Source organism: Thermosynechococcus sp. HY596 (genome assembly GCF_030518715.1).
GTDB lineage: Bacteria > Cyanobacteriota > Cyanobacteriia > Thermosynechococcales > Thermosynechococcaceae > Thermosynechococcus.
On sequence record NZ_CP130346.1, the window covers coordinates 1860884 to 1883706 of the forward strand.

General features: G+C 53.4%; 22 protein-coding genes and 1 pseudogene. 12 read left to right on the top strand and 11 right to left on the bottom strand.

Annotated features, from left to right (window positions below; all coding sequences use genetic code 11):
• The first annotated feature begins 399 nt into the window (after positions 1-399).
• The 3 genes from QYC28_RS09220 to QYC28_RS09230 are packed head-to-tail and all read left to right on the top strand — an operon-like array spanning position 400 to position 1765.
• Positions 400-792, top strand: a complete 393-nt coding sequence (locus QYC28_RS09220; protein WP_302679369.1) for a hypothetical protein — start codon at positions 400-402, stop codon at positions 790-792.
• An 11-nt stretch (positions 793-803) separates the two neighbouring features.
• On the top strand, positions 804-1250 hold the full coding sequence (locus QYC28_RS09225; protein ID WP_149820185.1) for a hypothetical protein: 447 nt from the start codon (positions 804-806) through the stop codon (positions 1248-1250).
• Between the two features lie 11 nt (positions 1251-1261).
• Positions 1262-1765: a hypothetical protein gene (locus QYC28_RS09230; RefSeq protein WP_149820187.1), complete on the top strand. Its 504-nt coding sequence runs from the start codon at positions 1262-1264 to the stop codon at positions 1763-1765.
• A 72-nt stretch (positions 1766-1837) separates the two neighbouring features.
• Here QYC28_RS09230 and clpB read toward each other — a convergent pair whose 3' ends face one another.
• On the bottom strand, positions 1838-4453 hold the full coding sequence (clpB, locus tag QYC28_RS09235; protein WP_149820189.1) for an ATP-dependent chaperone ClpB: 2616 nt from the start codon (positions 4451-4453) through the stop codon (positions 1838-1840).
• 226 nt (positions 4454-4679) lie between these two features.
• On the opposite strand from clpB, the gene QYC28_RS09240 reads away from it, so the two are divergent.
• Positions 4680-5258 (top strand): photosystem I assembly protein Ycf4, encoded by a 579-nt coding sequence (locus tag QYC28_RS09240; protein ID WP_149820191.1) that lies wholly within the window; start codon positions 4680-4682, stop codon positions 5256-5258.
• A 2-nt stretch (positions 5259-5260) separates the two neighbouring features.
• Here QYC28_RS09240 and psbN read toward each other — a convergent pair whose 3' ends face one another.
• On the bottom strand, positions 5261-5392 hold the full coding sequence (gene psbN / locus QYC28_RS09245; RefSeq protein WP_011057227.1) for a photosystem II reaction center protein PsbN: 132 nt from the start codon (positions 5390-5392) through the stop codon (positions 5261-5263).
• 86 nt (positions 5393-5478) lie between these two features.
• Between psbN and psbH the strand changes: the two genes are divergently transcribed.
• The 5 genes from psbH (at position 5479) to QYC28_RS09270 (ending at position 8756) form a co-directional block, all read left to right on the top strand.
• The gene (gene psbH, locus QYC28_RS09250) at positions 5479-5679 is read left to right on the top strand and encodes a photosystem II reaction center phosphoprotein PsbH (RefSeq protein WP_149820192.1); all 201 of its coding nucleotides are present in this window, start codon (positions 5479-5481) and stop codon (positions 5677-5679) included.
• A gap of 3 nt (positions 5680-5682) precedes the next feature.
• Positions 5683-5916, top strand: coding sequence for a TatA/E family twin arginine-targeting protein translocase (locus tag QYC28_RS09255; RefSeq protein WP_149820194.1), 234 nt, complete (start codon positions 5683-5685; stop codon positions 5914-5916).
• Positions 5917-5921: 5 nt separating this feature from the next.
• Positions 5922-6539, top strand: coding sequence for an aminoacyl-tRNA hydrolase (gene pth / locus QYC28_RS09260; RefSeq protein WP_149820197.1), 618 nt, complete (start codon positions 5922-5924; stop codon positions 6537-6539).
• A 60-nt stretch (positions 6540-6599) separates the two neighbouring features.
• Positions 6600-7817, top strand: a complete 1218-nt coding sequence (locus QYC28_RS09265) for an ABC transporter permease (protein WP_149820199.1) — start codon at positions 6600-6602, stop codon at positions 7815-7817.
• 120 nt (positions 7818-7937) lie between these two features.
• Positions 7938-8756: a carbohydrate ABC transporter permease gene (locus tag QYC28_RS09270; protein ID WP_302679370.1), complete on the top strand. Its 819-nt coding sequence runs from the start codon at positions 7938-7940 to the stop codon at positions 8754-8756.
• Here QYC28_RS09270 and QYC28_RS09275 read toward each other — a convergent pair.
• The 3 genes from QYC28_RS09275 to QYC28_RS09285 are packed head-to-tail and all read right to left on the bottom strand — an operon-like array spanning position 8753 to position 12298.
• A complete protein-coding gene (locus tag QYC28_RS09275; protein ID WP_149820203.1) occupies positions 8753-9520 on the bottom strand; it encodes a TrkA family potassium uptake protein in 768 nt (255 codons plus the stop codon). The genes QYC28_RS09270 and QYC28_RS09275 overlap by 4 nt on opposite strands.
• Positions 9517-10566, bottom strand: a complete 1050-nt coding sequence (locus QYC28_RS09280; protein ID WP_149820205.1) for a TrkA family potassium uptake protein — start codon at positions 10564-10566, stop codon at positions 9517-9519. The genes QYC28_RS09275 and QYC28_RS09280 overlap by 4 nt, the downstream gene beginning before the upstream one ends.
• Positions 10567-10570: 4 nt before the next feature.
• Entirely contained in the window at positions 10571-12298 is a 1728-nt protein-coding gene (locus tag QYC28_RS09285) for a succinate dehydrogenase/fumarate reductase flavoprotein subunit (RefSeq protein ID WP_310829036.1), read from the bottom strand.
• Positions 12299-12597: 299 nt separating this feature from the next.
• Here QYC28_RS09285 and QYC28_RS09290 point away from each other — a divergent pair, with 299 nt between their 5' ends.
• Both QYC28_RS09290 and dacB read left to right on the top strand, forming a co-directional pair.
• Positions 12598-13053, top strand: a complete 456-nt coding sequence (locus QYC28_RS09290; RefSeq protein ID WP_399375242.1) for a GNAT family N-acetyltransferase — start codon at positions 12598-12600, stop codon at positions 13051-13053.
• Positions 13019-14389 (top strand): D-alanyl-D-alanine carboxypeptidase/D-alanyl-D-alanine-endopeptidase, encoded by a 1371-nt coding sequence (gene dacB, locus QYC28_RS09295; protein WP_302679372.1) that lies wholly within the window; start codon positions 13019-13021, stop codon positions 14387-14389. The genes QYC28_RS09290 and dacB overlap by 35 nt, the downstream gene beginning before the upstream one ends.
• Before the next feature lie 57 nt (positions 14390-14446).
• Here the strand turns inward: dacB and QYC28_RS09300 are convergent.
• Positions 14447-15294 (bottom strand): annotated as a pseudogene (locus QYC28_RS09300) (IS630 family transposase).
• On the bottom strand, positions 15284-15658 hold the full coding sequence (locus QYC28_RS09305) for a hypothetical protein (RefSeq protein WP_302679373.1): 375 nt from the start codon (positions 15656-15658) through the stop codon (positions 15284-15286). Before QYC28_RS09305 ends, QYC28_RS09300 begins: the two are co-directional and overlap by 11 nt.
• A gap of 112 nt (positions 15659-15770) precedes the next feature.
• Between QYC28_RS09305 and QYC28_RS09310 the strand changes: the two genes are divergently transcribed.
• Complete coding sequence (locus QYC28_RS09310) at positions 15771-17507, top strand: diflavin flavoprotein (RefSeq protein ID WP_286625457.1); 1737 nt, start codon at positions 15771-15773, stop codon at positions 17505-17507.
• 9 nt (positions 17508-17516) lie between these two features.
• Here the strand turns inward: QYC28_RS09310 and QYC28_RS09315 are convergent, their stop codons facing one another.
• From QYC28_RS09315 to gyrA, 4 genes are all read right to left on the bottom strand, one after another.
• Positions 17517-17966: a hemerythrin family protein gene (locus tag QYC28_RS09315; RefSeq protein WP_286625458.1), complete on the bottom strand. Its 450-nt coding sequence runs from the start codon at positions 17964-17966 to the stop codon at positions 17517-17519.
• Positions 17967-18085: 119 nt separating this feature from the next.
• The gene (locus QYC28_RS09320) at positions 18086-19168 is read right to left on the bottom strand and encodes a class I SAM-dependent methyltransferase (protein WP_302679374.1); all 1083 of its coding nucleotides are present in this window, start codon (positions 19166-19168) and stop codon (positions 18086-18088) included.
• Between the two features lie 49 nt (positions 19169-19217).
• Positions 19218-20207 carry a hopanoid-associated sugar epimerase gene (gene hpnA / locus QYC28_RS09325; RefSeq protein ID WP_286668633.1) on the bottom strand — a complete coding sequence of 330 codons (990 nt, stop codon included), beginning with the start codon at positions 20205-20207 and terminating at the stop codon, positions 19218-19220.
• Positions 20204-22765, bottom strand: coding sequence for a DNA gyrase subunit A (gene gyrA, locus QYC28_RS09330; protein WP_302679375.1), 2562 nt, complete (start codon positions 22763-22765; stop codon positions 20204-20206). The genes hpnA and gyrA overlap by 4 nt, the downstream gene beginning before the upstream one ends.
• Between the last annotated feature and the right edge of the window lie 58 nt (positions 22766-22823).

Below are 22823 nucleotides of genomic sequence, written 5' to 3' on the forward strand. Positions count from 1 at the left end.
TGGGCATTCTGAGGAGTACAGGTCGCAAAAATCACCAGATAGGAGGAAGTAAAAATACAAAAAATCACCCTTGCCTGTGTAGCATATAACACCCTACCATCTGAGAGTTAATAACCATTTAATTTTCTGCCAATAAGAAATTATCGTTTTAGAAGCAGAACTAAATCATCGTCGCAATCTGGCTTGGCTGGAGGAGCAATTGGGAAATACCAAGGAGGCGATCGCCAGCCTGACGATGGTACTGAAGCACGTCAGTTTATTGCAGACACATTACCCCAGACTTGGCTATAACTCGGCTTCCCAGCCAACCACCAAAATTATTCGGCATTTATGGAGACGTTAAAAACGGAAATTGCTGGGTCACTCTAGAATAAACTTAAGTCCCCTTGAACTCCACCCATGAGTGAACCCATCACCCAATCGCAACTGACAGAAGTCCTCGAGACCATGAAGGCCATGCAGTCGCAACTGGCGGAACTTACCCTTGAGGTGAAAGTCGGTCAAGCGGAAATCCGTGAGAAATTTAACACGATTGATCAAAAATTCCAGACTCTGGAGGCCAAGTTTGAAGAGAAACTGAACACGCTAGAAGCAAAATTTGATGAGAAATTCAACACCATAGAAGCCAAAATCGAGGCAGTTCGCTTGGAAGTGCAAACCAATCGTGAGCAGTTAGTGGACTTAGGGAAGCGTCAAGGTTCAACGGAAAACCGCCTTTGGGCACTACTAGTGGCGCTCTTTTTGATGGTGGCGGGACTATTGGCCAAGATTACCCTGTTTGACCAAGTCTAAGGATGAGCAGCATGAGTGAACCCGTCACCCAATCGCAACTGACAGAAGTCCTCGAGACCATGAAAGCCATGCAGTCGCAACTGGCGGAACTTACCCTTGAGGTGAAAGTCGGTCACGCGGAAATCCGTGAGAAATTTAACACGATTGATCAAAAATTCCAGACTCTGGAGGCCAAGTTTGAAGAGAAACTGAACACGCTGGAAGCCAAGTTTGAAGAGAAGCTGAACACGCTAGAAGCAAAATTTGACGAGAAGTTTAACACGATTGACGAGAAATTCAACACCATAGAAGCCAAAATCGAGGCGGTTCGCTTGGAAGTGCAAACCAATCGCGAGCAGTTAGTGGACTTAGGGAAGCGTCAAGGTTCAACGGAAAATCGCCTTTGGGCACTGCTAGTGGCACTCTTTTTGATGGTGGCGGGACTATTGGCCAAGATTACCCTGTTTGACCAAGTCTAAGGATGAGCAGCATGAGTGAACCCGTCACCCAGTCTCAATTCGCAGAAGTCCTCGAGACCATGAAGGCCATGCAGTCCCAACTGGCGGAACTTACCCTTGAGGTGAAAGTCGGTCACGCGGAAATCCGTGAGAAATTCAATACGATTGATCAAAAGTTCCAGATAGTAGATGAGAAATTGAATGCTATAGAAGTCAGATTTGAAGAAAAGTTCAACACACTAGAAGCCAAGTTTGAAGAGAAACTGAACACACTAGAAGCCAAGTTTGAAGAGAAGCTGAACACGCTAGAAGCAAAATTTGACGAGAAGTTTAACACGATTGACGAGAAATTCAACACTATAGAAGCCAAAATTGAGGCGGTTCGCTTGGAGGTGCAAACCAATCGTGAGCAGTTAGTGGACTTAGGGAAGCGTCAAGGCTCGACGGAAAACCGCCTCTGGGCACTGCTAGTGGCGCTCTTTTTGATGGTGGCAGGACTATTGGCCAAGATTACCCTGTTTGACCGAGGCTACTAAAACGCTTGGTCAAAAAAAGAGGGCTGAGGGGAAAGCCCCAACCCAACCCTCTTGAATCAGTTTCAGTTGCACCTAAACGGTTACCAGTTCCGCTTGACGCTGGAAGCTGAGGCGTTCGTTCTCGCCCACATCCACCAGAATCGTATCGCCATCGAAGAAGTCGCCCCGTAGGATAGCTTTGGCAATGGGGGTTTCCAGTTGTTTCTGGATGGCGCGTTTCAGCGGGCGGGCACCATAGACAGGGTCATAACCCACTTCGGCCAAGAAGTCGATCGCCTTCTCTGTGAGGGACAAGTTAATGTGGCGATCGCTCAAGCGTTGCTGCAACCGCTGCACCTGCAATTGAACAATTTGCCGCAATTGATCCTTACGCAGGCTGTGGAAGATGATAAATTCATCCACACGGTTGAGGAACTCGGGGCGGAAGTGGGCACGCATCGCTTCCATGACGCGGTTGTACATTTCCGTGTAGCGGCTGTCATCGCCGGCAACATCGAGAATGTACTGGGAACCAATGTTGCTGGTCATAATGATGATGGTGTTCTTGAAGTCCACCGTCCGCCCTTGGGAGTCGGTGACACGGCCATCATCAAGAATTTGCAGGAACACGTTGAAGACATCAGGATGGGCTTTCTCGATCTCATCGAAGAGAACCACGGCATAGGGACGGCGGCGAATGGCTTCCGTGAGTTGACCGCCTTCGTCATAGCCCACATAACCGGGGGGCGCCCCAATCAACCGCGATACGGCGTGTTTCTCCATGTACTCGGACATATCAATCCGCACCATCGCCTCTTCGGTGTCGAACATGAAGGCCGCCAAGGCTTTGGCCAATTCCGTTTTACCGACACCCGTTGGCCCAAGGAAGATGAAGCTGGCAATGGGACGGTTGGGATCCGCTAGCCCGGCACGGGAGCGCTGAATGGCTTCCGCCACTGCGGTGACCGCCTCATCTTGACCCACAACCCGTTTGTGCAACTCTTCTTCGAGGTGGAGCAGTTTTTGGGCTTCCGACTCCACCAGTTTGCTCACGGGGATGCCTGTCCACTTGGAGATGATTTCGGCAATGTCGGCCTCGGTCACTTCATCCCGCAGGAGCGATCGCCCGCCCACTTGAATCTCCCGCAGTTTGGCTTCGGCTGCCGCCAGTTGTTTGTGCAGTTCTGTGAGCTTGCCGTACTTCAGTTCGGCAGCACGGTTGAGGTCGTAGTTGCGCTCCGCTTGCTGGATCTCGATGTTGACTTTTTCGATGTCCTCTTTGATGGCTTGGAGACGGTCAATGACCTCTTTTTCTGCTTGCCACTGGGCATTGAGGCGGCTTTGCTCCTCCTTGAGATCCGCTAGCTCTTTTTCCAGTTTCTCAAGGCGATCGCGCGAAGCAGCGGAGGTTTCTTTTTGCAAGGAGAGCCGCTCCATTTCCAGCTGCAGGATTTTGCGGTCAATCTCATCCAGTTCCTCAGGTTTCGAGGTAATCTCCATTTTTAATTTGGCTGCCGCTTCGTCCACGAGGTCAATCGCTTTGTCGGGCAAGAAGCGATCGCTAATGTAGCGGGTTGAGAGCGTAGCTGCTGCCACCAAGGCAGTATCGGAAATTTTCACGCCATGGTGGATCTCATAGCGTTCCTTGAGACCCCGCAAGATGGAGATCGTGTCCTCAACGCTGGGCTGATCCACATAGACCTGCTGGAAGCGCCGCTCTAAGGCTGCATCCTTTTCAATGTACTTGCGGTACTCATCAAGGGTGGTGGCACCAATACAGCGCAGTTCCCCCCGCGCCAACATCGGTTTGAGCAGGTTGCCGGCATCCATCGCCCCTTGGGTTGCCCCGGCACCAACGACAGTGTGGATTTCATCAATAAAGAGGATGATTTGGCCGTTGGAGTCGGTGACCTCCTTGAGAACTGCTTTGAGGCGCTCTTCAAATTCACCGCGATACTTGGCACCGGCAATCAAGGCACCCATGTCGAGAGCAATCAACTGGCGATCGCGCAGGGAATCCGGCACATCCCCGGCCACAATCCGCTGTGCCAAGCCTTCGGCAATGGCGGTTTTACCAACGCCGGGTTCACCAATGAGCACTGGGTTATTTTTGGTACGGCGGGAAAGAATCTGAATCACACGGCGAATTTCATCATCACGGCCAATGACGGGATCCAGTTTCCCTTGACGAGCCAAGAGCGTCAGATCACGGCCATATTTTTCCAGCGCCGCATATTTGCCCTCTGGATTTTGATCCGTCACTCTTTGGGAGCCGCGAATTTGCTGAATCGCTTCCCGTAGGGCTTTTTCGCTCAGGCCGACCTCCTGAAGGAGTTTTTTGCCAAAGCGATCGTCTTGGGCAAAGGCCAATACCAAGTGCTCAATCGAGATAAACTCATCGCCAAACTGTTTGCGTGCCTCTTCGGCGCGATCGAGGAGCTTGTCAAGGCTCTGTCCTAGATAGACGCCACTGGGATTACTGATTTTCGGCTGACGGTTAATGAATTCATCGGTGAGATCGCGAATGCGCTGCACCGAACAGCCAGCTTTTTGGAAAATTTGTGTCGCTAGACCCTCTTGCTCGAGCAGCGATTTCATCAGGTGTTCACTTTCGAGATTCTGGTGCTGTGCCTGCTTAGCTAGATCTGGTGTGCGGGCGATCGCGGCCCATGCTTTTTCGGTAAATTGATTTGGATTGGATGGTTGCATAGCTAACCCTTTGACCCCTTTTTACATTTTTTAACTATTTATATTGTATGGATTGCAAGAAAAACGCTGTTTCGGACTTCCCTACTCTACAGGTAGAATTAGCCACCCAAGAGTAGTTCTAGCCTAGCTTTTATGCAGAGGATTGTGGGGCAGAGAAATTCTTCCCTTAGGAATACCCCCAATTTCTCTTAATATGTAAAGTGCTTTAACTTTGGCAACGCAAGCTATGACGAACTCCCCTGTAACTGAGCCATCCCCGCGTCAAGAGTCGATTCTACGCTATAGGGTGCTGGGTTCCCGTCGCCCTAGTAACTACTTTTGGGCAACAGCGGTCTCCATTGGTGGCTTGGGCTTCTTTTTGGCTGGTCTTTCTAGCTATTTGCACCGCAACCTACTGCCGATTGGGAAACCAATTGATTTGGTCTTTATTCCCCAAGGCATTGCCATTGGCTTTTATGGGGTGGCGGCGCTGCTGTTGGCAACGTATCTGTGGCTGGCGATCGCTTGGGATATTGGCGGTGGCTTTAACGAGTTCAACAAAGAAACGGGCTTTGTGCGCATTTTCCGTTGGGGCTTCCCCGGTAAGAACCGCCGCATTGAGGTCAGCTGCCCGATCAGCGATGTTCAAGCTGTGAAAATTGTCATTAAAGAGGGACTCAACCCCAAGCGTGCCCTCTACCTCAAGATTAAAGGCCGGGGTGAAGTTCCCCTAACGCGCGTAGGTGCGCCCTTGCCCTTGGCGGAATTGGAGACGCAGGGAGCGACAATCGCCAGCTTTTTGGGAGTTCCCGTCGAGGGATTGTGATTTTAGTCCTCGTGATCGTCGAAAGGATCCGCTAGCTCCTTCGAGGGGGGGCCAAAGGAAAGATAGATGGAGTAGCCAGTGACACCAATGCAGACGGCAGCGAGAGCAATGCTAAGAACTGTTGCAGGTTCCATAGAAGCGTACTAAATGGGAGCAAGATGTGCTTCTATAATATTACGAAACATTAAAACGCTGTTCATTTCGTTCAAAAAAGGGATTTATGGCACGACGGACTTGGCTCGGGGATCTTCTGCGCCCCTTGAACTCTGAATACGGTAAAGTCGCCCCCGGCTGGGGTACCACTCCCTTGATGGCGGTCTTTATGGGGCTATTTTTGGTCTTTTTGCTGATCATTCTGCAAATCTACAACTCGACACTGATCCTCGATGGTGTTAACGTGAGTTGGAAAGCACTGGGATAATCCATGAACGTTTTTGGGATCGGTCTGCCGGAACTCATCGTCATTTTGGTGGTGGCGCTGCTCATCTTTGGGCCGAAAAAGCTGCCGGAAATTGGCCGCAGCCTTGGCAAAACAAAGCGTGCTTTTGAGGAAGCCTCCCGCGAATTCCAAGATGAAATGAAGCGGCAGACCGCTGCCCTCGAGCAGGAACAGCAGGCCAAGGCAGAATCTGAATCGCCTCGGGAACCCTCCGCTTAGGTGGCATGGCACTCCAGCCCTGTGTGATTGTCGGCCTTGGGAATCCGGGGATAGAGTATGCTACAACGCGCCACAATATTGGCTTTCGTGTCCTTGACGCCCTTGCCGAGCGGTATAGGGTGCAATTGACCCCGCAGCGGCGCTTCTTGGGAGAGGTAGGAGAGGTTCTGATTCATGGTCAAAAGGTACGCCTCCTCAAACCCACTACCTATATGAATAGTTCGGGGCAGTCTCTCCATGCCCTGCTGAATTTTTATAAGCTGCCCCTTGAGCGAACCCTTGTCGTCTATGATGATGCCGATTTGCCCCTAGGGCGGGTGCGCTTGCGCCTGAGTGGCTCAACGGGGGGACACAACGGCATTAAGTCAATTATTCAACACTGTCATTCGCAACAGTTTCCCCGCCTCAAGGTGGGCATTGCCTTTGGCGATCGCCTGCAGCAACAAACGGGACCGCGCAATGCCGTGCCCTTTGTGTTGGGACATTTTTCAGCCGCCGAACTAGCGATTTTACCCGCCGTGCTCGACCTTGCCGTGGAGGCCATTGAGTTAAGTATTCAGTCTGGGGTTGAGGCGGCCATGAATCTCTACAATGGCAAAAGTATTCCCCTGCCGCAATTGTGAACCTGAGGGGAAAGAAGATCCCAAGTTAGATTAAAAATTAGGTGTTTTCGGCACTGAATCATGGACATTGCTGAAAGTGTACGCATGGCGATCGCTACCCTCAAGGCCAATCGGCTCCGCAGTGGCCTGACGATGCTGGGGATTATTATTGGCAACGCAGCGGTGATTGCCATGGTCGGCGTGGGTCAGGGGGCACAGCGCTATGCCGCCAGTCAGTTTGAATCCCTTGGTCCGAATACGCTTTTTATTGTGCCGGGGACGCCCCAAGCCCGTAACCGTACGTTTAATGTGCCGCAAACCCTTGTCCTTGAGGATGCCAAGGCGATCGCCACCCAAGTGCCCACCGTTAAGGAAGTGGCACCGCAAATCCAAGTGCAACAACGGGTCACCTATCGAGGGCGCAATACCAATGTCCTGATTGTGGGGACCACCCCCACCTTTCCCTCAGTGCGCAGTTTTACAGTGGCGCAGGGGCGCTTTATCTCTGATGAGGATGTGGAACGGCATCGCCGCGTCGTCATTTTAGGCTCGGATTTGGCGAGGAAGCTCTTCATCAATGAAAATCCTGTGGGCCAGCAGGTGCGGATCAAGAATCTTTCCTTTGAAGTGATTGGCGTCATGGCCGAAAAGGGTGCTTTCCTTGGCAACAATCAGGATGAGGCCGCCTATATTCCCATTACGACGATGTCTTCCCGGATTGTGGGGCAGCGCTCCCCCTATGGGATTTCCCTAACCTTTATCTCGGTATCTGCCCGTGATGAGCAAAGCATTGATGCGGCCAAGTTTCAGATTACCAACCTCCTGCGGCTGCGCCATCAAATTGTTGATGAGGACGATTTTACAATTCAAACCCAAAAGGAAGCTCTGCAAATCATTGGCAATATCAGCAATGCCTTGACCTTGATGTTGGCGGCGATCGCCGGCATTTCCCTGCTGGTGGGGGGGATTGGCATTATGAACATTATGCTGGTCTCGGTAACCGAACGCACCCAAGAAATTGGCCTGCGCAAGGCCATTGGTGCCACACAGCGGGATATACTGGCACAGTTTATGATTGAGGCGATGATCCTCTCGGCTCTCGGTGGCCTCATTGGCACGGGAGTGGGCGTAGGTGGTGTGATGCTAGTGGCGATGCTGACCCCCTTGGAGGCTGGGGTTGCTCCCGTTGCTGTGGCTCTTGCTGTGGGCGTTTCGGGCAGTATTGGCCTCTTCTTTGGGGTGGTTCCCGCTCAACGGGCGGCGCGGCTGGATCCGATTGTTGCCTTGCGCAGTGTCTAAAAGTACCCTTGGGAAATTACCGATGGAAACGACAACCCTAGACTGGATGGCTGGCGGCCTTGCGATCGCCATTGTCATTGGTGGCCTGTTGATGATGTTTACCAATCTTTGGACACGGCGATGACCCTGCGGCGAGGCTTGACCTACCTGCTGTTGGTGGCGATCGCGATCGTCATGCTGCTCCCTTTGGTGTGGCTCACCAGTACCGCCTTCAAGTCTGCCAATGAAGATATTTTTGCCTTTCCGCCCCGCTGGCTGCCCGCCGAACCAACCTGGGCGAATTTTGTCACGGTTTGGCAAACGACTCCCTTTGGCCAGTACCTGTTCAACAGTACCCTAGTGGCAGTCTTAACGGTGGCCTGCAATCTCCTGACCTCTGCTTTGGCTGCCTATCCCTTGGCACGGCTGTCCTTTCGCGGACGTGAGGTGATCTTTACGGCCATTTTGGCCACGATCATGATTCCCTTTCAAATCATCATGATTCCCCTGTTTATTTTGGCGGTGCAGTTGGGGCTGCGGAATACCTATCTGGGAATGATTCTGCCGAGTTTGGCCTCTGCCTTTGGCATCTTTCTGTTGCGACAGGCCTTTATGGCGGTGCCCAAGGAACTAGAGGAAGCAGCTCGCCTCGATGGCTGCTCAGAATTGGGGCTGTGGTGGTTTGTGATGCTGCCGGCCATTCGCCCTGCCCTTGTTACCCTTGGCATTTTTGTGTTTATTGGTGCTTGGAGTGATTTTCTCTGGCCCCTGTTGGTCTTGGATCAGCCAGAACTTTATACCCTGCCCATTGGCCTGGTCACCTTGGCGGGGACGTTTTCCTTGGATTGGCGACTCATTGCCGCTGGCTCAGTGATTTCAATTGTGCCCGTGTTCATTGTGTTTATTTTCTTGCAACGATATATTATTCCCTCCCAAACCACTGCCGGCCTGAAGGGCTAGCTTCCTAGGCCGCGATAGCGAATTGGCTGGCGGTGGGCATATTGGCGAAAGAAGGTTTTAATTTCCGCTGCTCGGCCAAGGGCAATCAGGGTATCCCCCGGCCCTAGGGGCAAGGTTAAGGGGGGATGGGTCACCAAGGCACCGTTCTGATGGCGGACAGCAACAATAATAAAGCGGCCTCGGCCTTTCGCTTCCACATCGGCGATCGCTAGCCCCACCAGCGAGGACTCCAAGGGCAGCGTAAACTCCTCAATCTGAAGATCGAGCTGGCTGAGTAGCTCAATCAAGTGACTGCGCTCATCCTTTTCCTCAAGAAAATCCAAGACTGTCGGGCGAGTAATGAGCTGCACCATGCGTTGGGCACTGATACTCGAGGGCAAGACCACATGATCGGCACCGGCAAAGCGCAATTTTGACTCCGTGGCTGGCAACTCACCATAGGCCAAGATCTGGAGGTTGGGATTCAGACGACGGGCAATCAGAGTGATAAAGACATTGCTGGCATCATCGGGCAAAACAGCCACCAAGGTGCGAGCGCGATCTACCCCCACCGCCAACAGCTCATTTTCATCCATGAGATCATCGCCGCGATAAAACAGATGGCCGGACTGCTGGGCAAGCCGTAATCGCTGCCGCTGATTGTCAATCACCACAAAAGGGATTGCAGCGGCGGCCAAGTTCATGGCTAAACTGCGACCCAAAGAGCCATAGCCGCAGATGATGACATGATCCTTAAGGCCAGCGAGATGTGAGGGGGTTGTCATTGGGAGTGGCGAGGGCGGGCAGTATATTTGCGAATGAGCTTGGGGGTATCTTGAGCATGCCCCAATAGAATCAATGTATCGCCCACTTCCACAAGGGGATTGGCACGGATGGAAAACAACTGGCCATCACTTTTGCGCAAGCCAACAATAATAAACGCCCCCTGACCGCGCACCTCTAGGCCACTCAAGCGCGTGCCAACGTAAGGGTAATCGGCAGTAATCTCCAGTTCCTCTAGGCAAGCGTCAATGTGGCTCAACAGTTCATTCAGGGTCTCGCGATCGCCCGTTTGCTCAAGAAAGTCAATGCGTGGCCGCCGAATCAGGTTAGTCATTTGACTGGCACCAATTTTTGTCGGCAAGACGATGTGATCCGCTCCTGCCATACGTAGCTTTGCTTCTGTGCTTGCCAAATTCGCCCGCGCCACAATCAGCAGGCTCGGATTTAGGGAGCGCGCTGTCAGGGTAATAAAGACATTGATCGTGTCATTGGGCAGCACTGTCGCTAGGGCGATCGCCCGCTCGATCCCCACCACGCGCAGCGTTTCTTCCTCCGCCGCACTCCCCAAATAGGCCAAATAGCCCAACTGTATCGCTAGATCAATGCGCTGTTCATTGACATCCAAAATCACAAAGGGGGTTTTTAATGCCGATAATTCCTGAGCCATCACCTGACCAATGCGGCCAAAGCCACAGACAATGACATGGCGGTTGAGTTTGTTGATGTCGCGGCTTGCCCGCTGAAGATCTAGTAGGCGTTTGATCTCCCCTTCGGTAAACAGTTGCACCACCGCACCGATGGTATAAACCGTTGCTGCACTGCCGGCCACAATGATCAGCATGTTAAAGAAGCGTTGCGCCGGCGTAATCAGGGGTCGCACTTCACTGTAGCCAATGCCAAAGACGGTGATCACGTACATGTAGAGGGCATCGAGCCAGTTCCAGCCAAAGCGGGTGTAGCCCACCACCGCCACCAACATGATCAGAACAAAGAGGGTGATGCCAATAATAAAACGGTTGAGGGCAGGGGTCGCAGGTAACCGTCGCATGGCTTTAATACTTGCGCTCTTGGGGGGGAAACATGGTGATGGTGACGGGCAGATAGTCAATCCTCATGCCGTCGCTGTGGTAGGTGGCTAGGGTGTGGCGTAGGAAGTTGACATCATCCCGCTGCGGATAGTCTTCACGGAAGTGGGCACCACGACTCTCTTGGCGAGCAAGGGCGCTGCTCAAAATCACTTCCGCAACCACGAGGATATTTGCTAACTCAAACGCCTCTAACAGCTCTGTGTTCCAATAGCGCTGGCGATCGTCGAGACGAATCCGCGAATAGGCTGCTTTCAGTCGCTGCAATTCTTCCAAACCCCTCTGCATCAGAGCCGCGGTGCGAAATACGCCACAGTATTGGGTCATACAATCTTGAACCTGCTGCCGTAGTTGGGCAATGCGTAAATCCCCCGCTTGACTAAAGAGGTGCTGAATCTGTTGCTCCGCTGCCTGTAGATAGGGCTGGGGGTCAAATTGGGGTTGGGGCAAGCTCGGTAAATCTTTGGCGATCGCCCCACCGGTGCGGCGGCCATAGACCACACATTCTAGGAGGGAATTACTCCCCAAGCGATTGGCACCATGCACCGAGACACAGGCACATTCACCAGCGGCATAAAACCCGGTCACCAGTTCCGTGGCATTGGCACGCACCTGACCATTGACATTGACCGGAATCCCCCCCATTGAATAGTGCACCGTCGGACGTACAGGAATCGGCTCCACCACCGCATCCACCCCCGCCAAGCGATGGGCTTCCTCCCAACAGAAGGGAATCCGACTCATGATTATTTCGCGACCCAAGTGGCGGACATCGAGATAGACAAAAGGCCCCCCTGCAGAACCGTCACTGTGGATGCCCCGCCCTTCGCGAATTTCGATGGCGATCGCCCGCGAGGTAATATCACGGGGAGCCAGTTCCATGCGACTGGGGGCATAGCGTGCCATAAAGCGTTCCCCCTCGGCATTGACCAAATAAGCCCCTTCACCGCGCACCGCCTCAGAAATCAAAACCCCCGCTGGATACAACCCCGTGGGGTGAAATTGGACAAACTCCATATCCTCAAGGGGCAAGCCTGCCCGTGCCGTCATCGCTAAGCCATCCCCCGTGGAGGCAAAATCATTAGAGGTGGTATTAAAGACGCGACCATAGCCCCCTGTGGCAAAAAGAATGGCAGGTGCCCGCAGAATGTCCAGTTGACCCGTTTCAATGTGGTAGGCAACGACCCCCTTGGCCTGCTGATCCTCGACAATCAGCCGCAGCACATACCACTCACTAAAAAAGGTGACGTTGTATTTCAGGAGATTGCAGTAGAGTTCGTGGAGAATGGCATGACCGGTTTTGTCGGCTGCATAGCAAGTGCGCTGGTGCGTGTGACCACCAAAGGGACGTTGGGCAATACGGCCATCGGACAGACGAGAGAAGAGCACCCCCAAGTGCTCAAGGTCAATCACCACATCGGGCGCTTCTTGGGCAAGAATGGCGACGGCATCCTGATCCGCAAGAAAGTCTGACCCCTTGACGGTATCAAAGGCGTGGCTTTCCCAAGAGTCTTCGCTGTCCACATTTTTCAGCGTAGCGGCAATGCCCCCTTGGGCAGCAACGGAATGGGAACGAATGGGATGGGTTTTGGACACAAGGGCAATCGGGGTCTCTGGGGCAAGGCGGCAAATTTCCAAAGCAGCACGACAGCCTGCTAAGCCACCACCGACAATCACAACGCCAAAGTCTTGCATCGTCCGTTTGTCCAGCATCTTTTCCTATACTAAGTTGGCGATTAAGAGAGCGGCGGCGGCAGCAAAGATGAAACAAAGATAAAAACAGTAGCAAAATGATCTTGCGAGCCTCACGCTGAATCGTTAGAGTGGCAGTACAGTTCTTTTGGGGGCACAGCGGTTTCGATGCTTTTGTGCGTGTTCTCTCTCTGTGAAAAGGACTGTAATTTTATGGGAGGCAGCTGTCCTTGAGTGCATTTTTTCTTCACTATGGGGATTGTGGGGTGCGCCATTGGTGCGATCGCGATCGCGCAGCGGTCATGCACCTCATTGCTAATGTCCTCAGTGAGTTTGGCCTTTCTTGGCAACCCGAAGGCGCCGATGCCGATGTGGTTCACGTTGAAGATTACTACCACCGCCGGGGCGGACAATTTTGGGTAGTGGAGCAGGCCTCGGAAGTTGTAGGCACGATCGCCTTCTATCCCATTCAGCGGGGCGAAGCGGCTGTCGAAATTCGCAAAATGTATCTCCATCCCCGCGTACGCGGCCAAGGCCTAGGGACATTTCTCCTGCACCATCTGGAGGCAGCCATTGCAGCGGCCGGCTACCGCAAAATCTGGATTGAAACGGCCTCAATCATGACTACAGCTGTCCATTTGTACGAAAAGGCGGGCTATCAGCCGGCGACGGGTGTGGAAACGCAGCGTTGCGATCGCGTCTATGTCAAGGACGTAGTGCTTCATGGCATGGCTTCGATGGCTTCTGCCCCCTGCTAGTCTGATTGTTCTGCTGGTTTCACCTGCTGCCTTCGGTCTCTGCCGCCAAGATTTGGCTCGTGCCCTGCAACAGGAAATTCAAAATCCCCAATGGCAACGGGGTCAGTGGGGCATGGTGGTGCGGGATTTAACCACGGGGGATCTTCTCTACGACTACCAAGGGAAAAAGCTCTTTCTGGTGGCCTCGAATGTCAAGCTAACGACAGTGGCTGCCGCCTTAGACTATTGGGGAGCTAATCATTTCTTTGAGACCACCCTCAGCACGCGATCGCCCGACCAAAAAACGGTGCGTCTTCAGGGCAGTTTTGACCCCAGTTTCAGCAGCCAAGACCTGCAACAAATGGCCAGCCGTCTTGCTCAGCAGGGGATTCGCCAGATTCCAATCTTGGAAATCGGCGGTGTCACACCCGTAACGATCGAACCCACATGGGCGATCGAAGACCTGACGATGGGCTATGCCGCCGTAGTGACGCGCTTTAGTCTCAATCAAAATGCCCTGAACCTAGAGGTCATACCCCAACAGTTGGGGCAACCCTTGGTACTACGGCAGCCGCAGACTCATTTTCAGGTGGTGAATGAGACCCGCACCGTCGCTCCCTCTGAGCCGGAATTTCTAGAAAGTGAGGTGCGCGGCCAGCAGATCATTGTGCGGGGTCAACTCCACGTCGGCAGTGAGCCAGCAGAAATGCGCATTCCCCTCCCTCAGCCTGCCCCCTATCTTCAACAACAGGTGCAGCGGGCCTTTGCCCAAGCGGGCATTCACATCCGGCAGATTCACTTAGTGGAGACAGCAGACCCCCTACCGGATGTGTTGGTGCGCCATGCCTCACCCCCCCTAGAAGCCTTAATTTTGCCGGTTCTCCAAGAGAGTGACAATTTCTATGCAGAAATGCTCCTTGCCGCTCTGGAGGCAGCCCAACCCGGCTATCGCCAACGCTATCTAGAGCGCATCGGTGTCCAAGGGGCGGTTTTAGTGGATGGTTCGGGACTCTCGCGGCAAAATTGGCTGACGCCCAATGGTTTAGTCACGCTGCTGCAACATATAACGCAAACAAAGGATGCCTCGCTGTGGCGGCGATCGCTCCCCCTTGCTGGGCGATCGGGGACGTTACGCCAGCGCTTTCGTAATACAGCAGCTCAAGAGCGCGTCTGGGCGAAAACCGGCACACTGCGGGGTGTCGTTGCCCTAGCGGGCTATGTAGAACCCGTGCAGGATCGCCCCCTCGTCTTTAGTCTTGTGGTCAATCAAGGGGGGGAGGCCACGGCTCAACTCCGTGCTGGTTTGGATCGCATAGTTGTTTTGCTGGCGCAATCGCAGAACTGTCCTCACCGCTGAAAAAAACGCATCCATTCAGTACCTCGAACTATAGCTATTCCAATAAAGAATGAGACATTATCCAGCACAATACTTGCGAATCAACTCATCAATTGAACTGTTTGACCCTGCATACATCCGCGCTCGCTTCAGCGCACTGAAGTCGTGCTCAATTACATTCAAATCAGGAGAGTATTTCGGTAAAAATAACACCTCGTGACCCGCCGCTTTGACCGCTTCCTGAATCGCCCCTTTCGGATGAATCGGTGCATTATCCATAATCAACAACGAAGGTCTCTTTAATGCCGGCAAACAGTACTGACTCAGCCAGCTCACAAACCCTACCGCATTCAAGTATCCGCAAAACAGCATTGGGGCGATGAAGTCTTTCTGGTGTCTATACCGTCCTGCGACTAAACTCTCTCTTTTCTGACGCTTCCCCGCTCGCTCTCCATCAATTCGTTGGCCTCGCGCTGACCACCCATACTCACACTCTACTCGAGAGTCAAACCCCGTCTCATCGATATAGACTACCGTTTCCTCCCCATGGCTCTCTACCCATGTGTCGAGCTGTTGTTGATACGCTTGCCGCTCTTCTTCACACCGTTCTTGGTAACGCATCTGTTTTTTTTTCGGGTGATGCCCATCTGGGCGAGGGCATAACTAATGGTGGAAACTTGAACGCCAAATCGCTGGGCACGGTCGATTAAACGGTCATCGGGATGGGCAGCAACATCGGCTGCTAAGGCCGCCCAATCCAACTTCCAAGGACGACGGGGGACAACTGTGGGGGCTAAGTCGTCTCGCTTCAGCCAGCGATGGATAGTGGCGCGGCTCACCTGAAAAATTTGAGTCGCTTCACTGATTTTGCCACCTTGCTTGATATAGGAGACAACCCGCTCTCGTAAGTCCAAGCTATAGCTCATATTCTTGAGTAACATTCATGACTCTTTGAGTATAGCCTATCCCTCTTGAAAATATCTCATCTCCTTTCGAAATGGCTATACAGCCCGACACAGGCTCAAAACTGCCAGAGCGGGAGAGGATTGCATACCCGTCACGTGCCCCATATTCTAAAAAAGGGTTGTATTTATTGATGCTGCTTATAAAGCAAATATAAAAACAAAGATCAAAAACCATAACATTGAATCTCTTAATTTGATAGGATTGGAAATTATTCAAGTTTTTAAGCGTTAACCATTTTTTGAATCCCAATGACTTAACAACCTTGCGATTTGAAATAATGATTTTGCTATTTGAAAAATAATCAAATAAAACATCAATGATCAAGAATAAAAGTTTTTACTGGTAATTCCCTAGGCGATTAAACTACGTTATAGTGGCAGTGCTATTTCAATATTTTCGATAGCAGTACCGCAGATAGGTCTTCAGGAGGTGTCCAATGCTCACGGAAACTCGTCCCCGTGATGTTCAAGTCGCAGAAATTGCGCCTGGGGTTTTGGTCTTGCGATCGCGCACTTGGGATCGGCTGAAGTTTGAAGTGGAGTATGGCCGTCAGCAGGGAACCACCTCCAATTCCTACCTGATCCGAGCACCCCAACCCGCCCTGCTGGATCCGCCAGGGGAATCCTTTACCCAAATTTATTTGCAGGAACTCCAGCAGCACATTGATCTGAGTCAACTGCGGTACCTGATTCTCAGTCATGTCAACTCCAACCGTCTGGCGACCGTCAAGGTTTTGCTGGAAAAAGCGCCCCAGATCATTATCGTCTGCTCTAAAGCAGGGGCAGTAACCTTGCGCTCCACCCTTGGCGAGCAATTGAATCTCTGGATTCCCCGTGCGGAAACACCCCTAGAGTTAGGGGGCGATCGCCAACTGGCGTTTATTGCTGCTGCTACGCCCCGCTGGCCCGATGGCTTGATCACCGTTGATCCTCAGAATCAAATTGTGTTTACCGATAAGCTCTTTGGTGCCCATGTCTGTGGCGATAGCCTCTACGATGAGCAGTGGAAAAAACTCGATGCGGATCGTGCCTACTACTTTGAATGTCTGCATGCGGCGCAAACCCGCCAAGTGGAAAGTATTTTGGATCGCTTGGTAGAACTGACACCGCCACCGCGCCTCTATGCCCCCGCCCACGGCCCGATGGTCAAGTTTAGCCGTAGCCGCCTCTTTCAGGACTATCGCGACTGGTGCCAAGCCCAAACGGAACAGGACACCAAGGTGGCACTTTTCTATGCCTCTGCCTATGGCAATACAGCAATTCTAGCCAACGCGATCGCCCAAGGCTTAACCGCCGCCGGCGTTCAAGTGGAAGCCATTAACTGTGAAACCACACCCCCAGCAGAAATGCAAGCTCTGATCCACAGTAGCGACGGCTTTATCATTGGCTCGCCCACCCTAGGGGGACACATGCCGACACAGGTGCAAACCGCTTTGGGGTTTATCTTGGCGGAGGGCAGCCAAACCAAGCTGGCGGGGGTCTTTGGCTCCTATGGTTGGAGTGGCGAGGCCATTGATGACATTGAGCAAAAGTTGCTTGATGCGGGCTATACCCTTGGCTTTGAAACGCTGCGGGTGAAGTTTACCCCCACGGCGAGCGATCTTGAAAAATGCCAAATTGCTGCCAACGAGTTTGCCCAAGCCCTGAAGAAACTGCGCAAGAGTCGCACCGTCCGCCCCCCCAGTCTCGTGGAGGCACAGGTGGATCGCACCGAACAAGCCATGAACCGGGTCGTGGGTTCCCTGTGTGTTCTGACCACCCTACCGGAAGGGTGTTTTCACCTTACCCAAGCGGCAGCGATTTTGGTGTCGTCGGTCTCCCAAGCCTCGTTTAATCCCCCCGGTATCACAGTGTCCTTGCCGCAGGAATGGGCAGAAAGCCTCTGCTTGGTGGGCGATCGCTTTGTCTTGAATATTCTCAAGGAAGGCAGTCCCCTCGTTCGCCAATTTCAGCAGGCGCAACGCCTTGGTGAGCAACAGTTAGCCACCCTTGGCCTCAAAAGCGCTGAGAGTGGTGCCCCGATTTTGCTCGATGCCCTTGCCTATTTGGAATGTACGGTAGAATCCCGCATGAACTGTGGCAACCACTGGCTCATCTACGCCGTGGTCGAGAGTGGTGAGTTGCTGCAAAGCAGTGGCTTAACGGCAATCCAACATCGCAAAACCAGCAGTTAGCACAGGGAGCTAAAACGCATTTTCAGCCGTTAATTCAGCCGCTTGTTGCTGTGCTAGCTCCTCGGGATGGGTGAGCAGGTAGAGCATTGGCAGATCTTCTTCGCGAATATGGCGCACCACGAGGGCACCAATCGCCTCAATCGTCTCTGGCGTCAGCTTTTCAGGATGACCCTGCACCTCCTCAAGCACCCCACTCAAATCCCGTAGCAGATTTTGGTGAGCCGCACGGTGGGAGAGATAGAGGGGATGGTTGGCGGCAGCCATCAGAGTTTCTTCGTGCTGGAAGTGGCGTTCCGTTTCGCTAGCGCACTCTGGTAATTGCAGCTTCACTTGCGAAAAGGTTGCTCCCTCAGCGATCGCCGAGCGTAACTGCTGCAACATCTCCAGCAGTGCCTGATGTTCCTGATCGATTTCCGCCAAGCCAGAGACAAACTCCGCTTGCCATGCCAGCCCATCCATCAATTAACCCTCCAGACTGCCACAGGGAAAAGACATTTTGACGTACTGTGTTCAGCCTAGCAGTCCCGCATTGCAGGAGGTGGGCACCGTTACAAAGTGTAGCGGACTGGTACTTTTGGCTAAGAAGCCTTAAGGGCCACCCAATACTTACTCATAAAGTGGTGCTGCACCTCTTTGACCACTAGGCCCGCCTTTTCTAAGCGGATGTTGAGATCATCTTCGATGTAGTTGCGGTAAAAGGGTTCGTGGAAAAGGTTGGCAAAGTTTTCCATCATCGGGCGCTGCTCTGGGGAATCCAAGGCTTGAATCGAGTCACAGATGACAAAGACACCCCCCGGCTGGAGAACGCGGGCGCATTCATTAATCACGTTTTGGCGCACTGGGGCGGGCAGTTCATGGAAGAGAAAGACACAGGTGATAGCACTAAAGTAGTTGTCCACGTAGGGTAGGGTCTCGGCATTCCCCTGAATGAGTTGTGGCAAATCCCCGGTCTGGGTAGCAAGAAGCGAGTTGGCCTTGCGCAAATAGGTGGGCGACAGATCAATGCCAAAGAGTGCCGCTTTTGGAAAGCCATAGCGCAGTTGTTTCAGGGTGCGACCGGTGCCACAGGCAACATCGAGAATGCGTACAGGTGGCGTAGGAGGATGAGTGGCAAAATGTTGGGCAATGGGAGCAATCACGCGCCGCCGCATCGCATCTGCCGTGCCGCCAAAGAGCAGTTCCACTTGAACATCGTAGAGGTTGGCGGAGGTTTCACTGAGGTAGCCGTCGGTTTGGTAGTGGAAGTTTTGGCGATAATACTGCGGATAGTCTTCAAGGCGCACGTCTTTGGCAAACTCCTGAAATTGGCGCGATCGCGCCCGCTGCCACATCTGCGGCAAATCTAGCCACAGCACTGGATAAAAGCGCAAAAACTCTTCCCAAGGGGCATCAAAGAGAAGTGTGGGGGGATACAAGCCAGCCGCCGCATCCTGCCAATCCTGCTGGAGTAGGGCTTCATAACGTTCCTTGAGCCATGCTTGCAATTCAGGGCTAAGGGGTTGCGTCCGCTCTTCGGTGGGAAAGAAGGTATTCAAAAGACGCGCACTCAGGGTTTTGTGGGCGATCGCAAAAATGTTTTTGCCCCATTGCAAGGCTTGATAACCACTGTGCAGCGTCTCTTCCACAAAGGGTAACTGAGAGGCAAAGGGCGCGACCAACATAGCTCTTAACTAAACTTCATAATTTCCATTCCTCACTATATCGCAAACCCTAAGGGCAGTACCCCCGTTCGCGGTACCAAGTCACGGCGTCTCGGAGCGCCTCCTCAATCGGCGTCTGGGGCAAGCCCAATTCGGCCACGGCTTTGCGGGCATCGTAAAACATTTTTTGCTGTGCCATTCGCACCCCATCCACAGGAATCGCGGGTGGTTTGCCCAAAGACCCCAGCACCACTTCATCAAACCAAGCCACTACAAGGGGAATCACCACGGGAATTTCACCCAAGGGGCGCGGCAGCCCAGTGATCGCAGCTAACCGTTCTAGAATGTCCGCCAGCGTCAGGTTTTGGTGACCGAGGATGTAGCGTTCACCGGTCTTGCCTTTTGCCAGTGCTAGGAGATGACCGATCGCCACATCCCGCACATGGATCAGGTTCAACCCCGTGTTGACATAAAAGGGCATCTGTCGCCGCAAAAAACGCAGGATCATCTCACCAGTGGGGGTGGGCTTCGCATCCCAAGCGCCAATGGGGGTACTGGGATTGACAATCACAATATCTTGCCCTTGGCGGATCGCCGCGTGAGCCACCTGCTCTGCCCAGTACTTGGAGCGCTTGTACTCGCTAATCAGCTTTTCGGGGGGGCTTTGGTAGGCTTCGGTGGTGGGTTGGCCACTGGGATCCACACCAATGGCGGCCACGGAACTGGTGTAAACGGTGCGCTCAATGCCAGCCTCACGGGCAGCAGCTAAGATGCGACGGGTGCCCTCCACATTGACGGCATAGAGGAGGGAGCGATCGCGCCGCCACAGACTGTAATGGGCGGCAACATGGAAGAGCACTTGGCACCCTTGCATCAAGGGCACTAAGTCACTGGTGCGGAGATCCCCCTGCACCAACGCCACATCCCACGCTTTGAGATGGGCAGCCTGCTGCGGTTGGCGCACAAGGGCACGGACACGATACCCCCTCTCGGCAAGGACTTGTGCCACATGGGTACCGACAAAGCCACTGGCACCCGTGAGAAAGGCGGTGGTGCTCAATCTTCCTCAGCCTCCATGCTACCGGGGGGCAAGACGGCTGCCGTGACAATCACATCATCCTCATCTAGGCGTTGCAGACGGACGCCCGTGGCCGATCGCGACTGCGAGGAAATATCCATTACCTTTTGGCGAATAATGATGCCGCGACTGGTGACAATCATCAATTCATCCTCGGCATTGACAATCCGCAGAGCCGCCAGTTGATCCTCGTTACTTTTGGCTTTGAATTTGGTGGCGGTAATGCCCATGCCGGCGCGGTTTTGCAGCCGAAACTGTTGCACGGGTACCCGCTTGCCGTAGCCATTGGTGGTAATCACCAGTACCCAAGGGCCTTCACTGTGCGCCACCGTCTCCTCAACGTCTTCCATCTCGGCACTGTCATCCTCCGGGGGGGTAGCAAAACGGTTGGCGATCGCCGCCGGCAGAATATCCATCCCCACTAGTTCATCCCCCGGCCGCAGGCTCATGGATTTGACCCCCCGCGTGGCACGGCCAAGGGGGCGCAGTTGATCGTGACTGGCGCGAAAATGAATGGCCATGCCCTGCCGCGAGCCGATGATAATGGTGTCCTCTTCGCGGGTACGCCGCACCCACCGCAGTTGATCCCCCTCTTCAAGGGAAATGGCAATCAGGCCATTGGTGCGGATATTACTAAAGGCCGCTAGTGCCGTTTTCTTAATGAAGCCCTTGCGGGTGAGCATCACCAGATACTCGTCTTCACTAAACTCTTGGACGGCAATGACGGAGGTAATTTTTTCCTCGCGGGGAATGGGCAGCAGTTGGACAATGGGAGTGCCGCGGGCTTGGCGCGAGCCACTGGGAATTTGGTAGGCGGGCAAGGCATAGACTAAACCGCGATCGCTAAAGAAAAGAATGCGATCGTGATCATTACAGCTAAAGAAGTGCTCAACGGCATCATCCTCTTTAATCTCTGCCCCTTTGCGTCCCCGCCCATCGCGACTTTGGGCTTCAAAGGTATCCACGGGCATGCGCTTGATGTAGCCCTGCTGGGTAACGAGAATGACAGATTTATCGTTGGCAATTAAATCGGTGTCGCTAATCTCCCCATCCGCTTGCACAATCAGCGATCGGCGGGGCGTGGCAAACTTGGCCTTGAGTTCGGTGACTTCTTTTTCAATAATCTCCAGTATCCGCTGGCGATTGGCCAAAATATCGCGATAATCGGCTATTTGCCGCTGAAGGTCTGCGTGCTCCTGCTCAATTTTTTCCGCCTCTAAGGCCGTGAGGCGCCGCAGTTGCATCTGCAAAATGGCATCGGCTTGGGCTTCACTGAGGGCATAGGTTTGCATCAATTGCTGACGAGCAAGGGCCGTGTCACTGGCACTGCGAATGAGTTGAATCACGGCATCGAGATTGGCCAGCGCCACCAGCAACCCTTGGAGCAGGTGATCCCGTTCTTCAGCCTTGCGCAGGGCATAGCGGGTACGGCGGGCGATCGCCTCTTCACGGAAACTAAGGAACACCTCTAAACTGCGTTTGAGGGTCAGCAATTGCGGCTCGCCATTGACGATCGCCAGCATATTGGCGCCAAAATTCACCTGTAGGGGGGTTTGCTTGTAGAGATTGTTGAGCACCACCCGTGGGTAAGCCTCCCGCTTTAGCTCAATCACCACCCGAATGCCGTCGCGATCGCTTTCGTCCCGCAGATCGGCAATGCCCTCAATTTTTTTCTCGTTGACCAACTCGGCAATTTTTTCCATCAGCGCTGCCTTGTTGGTTTGGTAGGGCAACTCCGTCACGATAATCGCCTCACGGGGTTGGCGACCCGGTGCTTCAAGGGTTTCAATCGTGGCCACTGCCCGCAGCGTCATCGAGCCGCGACCGGTGGTGTAGGCCTCTTCAATGCCCCCTTGGCCGAGGATATGCCCCCCGGTGGGAAAATCAGGCCCCGGAATGTAGCGCATTAGCTCGCGATCGCTAATCTGGGGGTTATGAATTAAGGCCACCAGCCCATCCACCAGTTCTCCCAAATTATGGGGCGGGATATTCGTCGCCATCCCCACGGCAATGCCGGCGGTGCCATTGAGCAGCAACTGGGGAATCCGCGCCGGTAAAACTAGGGGTTCCTGCTGCGAGCCGTCAAAGTTATCAACAAAGTCAACGGTTTCCTGCTCGATGTCCTGCAAGAGGGCTGCTGTGGCTAGGGCTTGCAGCCGACACTCGGTGTAGCGCATCGCGGCCGGCGGATCATTGTCAATGGAGCCAAAGTTGCCGTGGCCTTCAATGAGGGGGTGACGCATCGAAAAGTCCTGCGCCATCCGCACGAGGGCATCATAGACCGCTGAATCGCCGTGGGGGTGATATTTCCCTAGCACTTCCCCCACCACACGAGCACATTTGCGGAAGGGGCGATCGCTGGTCAGCCCCAACTCATGCATGGCATAAAGGATGCGGCGGTGTACGGGTTTGAGACCATCGCGGGCATCGGGAAGGGCACGCCCAACAATGACGCTCATGGCATATTCAAGGTATGAGCGCGAAATTTCGTCCCGCAACTCAGTGGGAATGATCCGAGAAGAATCAGCAGCAAAGCTCATGGGCGTGTTTTACCAAGCAATTAATCGGGAAGCCTTGTTGTTCAGTTGGAAAATTTAA

What these genes read in the sequence shown, in the direction of transcription:
- QYC28_RS09220 (WP_302679369.1), top strand. Translation starts at nt 400, where the DNA reads ATGAGTGAACCCATCACCCAATCGCAACTGACAGAAGTCCTCGAGACC.
- QYC28_RS09225 (WP_149820185.1), top strand. Translation starts at nt 804, where the DNA reads ATGAGTGAACCCGTCACCCAATCGCAACTGACAGAAGTCCTCGAGACC.
- QYC28_RS09230 (WP_149820187.1), top strand. Translation starts at nt 1,262, where the DNA reads ATGAGTGAACCCGTCACCCAGTCTCAATTCGCAGAAGTCCTCGAGACC.
- clpB (WP_149820189.1), bottom strand. Translation starts at nt 4,453, where the DNA reads ATGCAACCATCCAATCCAAATCAATTTACCGAAAAAGCATGGGCCGCG.
- QYC28_RS09240 (WP_149820191.1), top strand. Translation starts at nt 4,680, where the DNA reads ATGACGAACTCCCCTGTAACTGAGCCATCCCCGCGTCAAGAGTCGATT.
- psbN (WP_011057227.1), bottom strand. Translation starts at nt 5,392, where the DNA reads ATGGAACCTGCAACAGTTCTTAGCATTGCTCTCGCTGCCGTCTGCATT.
- psbH (WP_149820192.1), top strand. Translation starts at nt 5,479, where the DNA reads ATGGCACGACGGACTTGGCTCGGGGATCTTCTGCGCCCCTTGAACTCT.
- QYC28_RS09255 (WP_149820194.1), top strand. Translation starts at nt 5,683, where the DNA reads ATGAACGTTTTTGGGATCGGTCTGCCGGAACTCATCGTCATTTTGGTG.
- pth (WP_149820197.1), top strand. Translation starts at nt 5,922, where the DNA reads ATGGCACTCCAGCCCTGTGTGATTGTCGGCCTTGGGAATCCGGGGATA.
- QYC28_RS09265 (WP_149820199.1), top strand. Translation starts at nt 6,600, where the DNA reads ATGGACATTGCTGAAAGTGTACGCATGGCGATCGCTACCCTCAAGGCC.
- QYC28_RS09270 (WP_302679370.1), top strand. Translation starts at nt 7,938, where the DNA reads ATGACCCTGCGGCGAGGCTTGACCTACCTGCTGTTGGTGGCGATCGCG.
- QYC28_RS09275 (WP_149820203.1), bottom strand. Translation starts at nt 9,520, where the DNA reads ATGACAACCCCCTCACATCTCGCTGGCCTTAAGGATCATGTCATCATC.
- QYC28_RS09280 (WP_149820205.1), bottom strand. Translation starts at nt 10,566, where the DNA reads ATGCGACGGTTACCTGCGACCCCTGCCCTCAACCGTTTTATTATTGGC.
- QYC28_RS09285 (WP_310829036.1), bottom strand. Translation starts at nt 12,298, where the DNA reads ATGCAAGACTTTGGCGTTGTGATTGTCGGTGGTGGCTTAGCAGGCTGT.
- QYC28_RS09290 (WP_399375242.1), top strand. Translation starts at nt 12,598, where the DNA reads ATGCACCTCATTGCTAATGTCCTCAGTGAGTTTGGCCTTTCTTGGCAA.
- dacB (WP_302679372.1), top strand. Translation starts at nt 13,019, where the DNA reads ATGGCATGGCTTCGATGGCTTCTGCCCCCTGCTAGTCTGATTGTTCTG.
- QYC28_RS09310 (WP_286625457.1), top strand. Translation starts at nt 15,771, where the DNA reads ATGCTCACGGAAACTCGTCCCCGTGATGTTCAAGTCGCAGAAATTGCG.
- QYC28_RS09315 (WP_286625458.1), bottom strand. Translation starts at nt 17,966, where the DNA reads ATGGATGGGCTGGCATGGCAAGCGGAGTTTGTCTCTGGCTTGGCGGAA.
- QYC28_RS09320 (WP_302679374.1), bottom strand. Translation starts at nt 19,168, where the DNA reads ATGTTGGTCGCGCCCTTTGCCTCTCAGTTACCCTTTGTGGAAGAGACG.
- gyrA (WP_302679375.1), bottom strand. Translation starts at nt 22,765, where the DNA reads ATGAGCTTTGCTGCTGATTCTTCTCGGATCATTCCCACTGAGTTGCGG.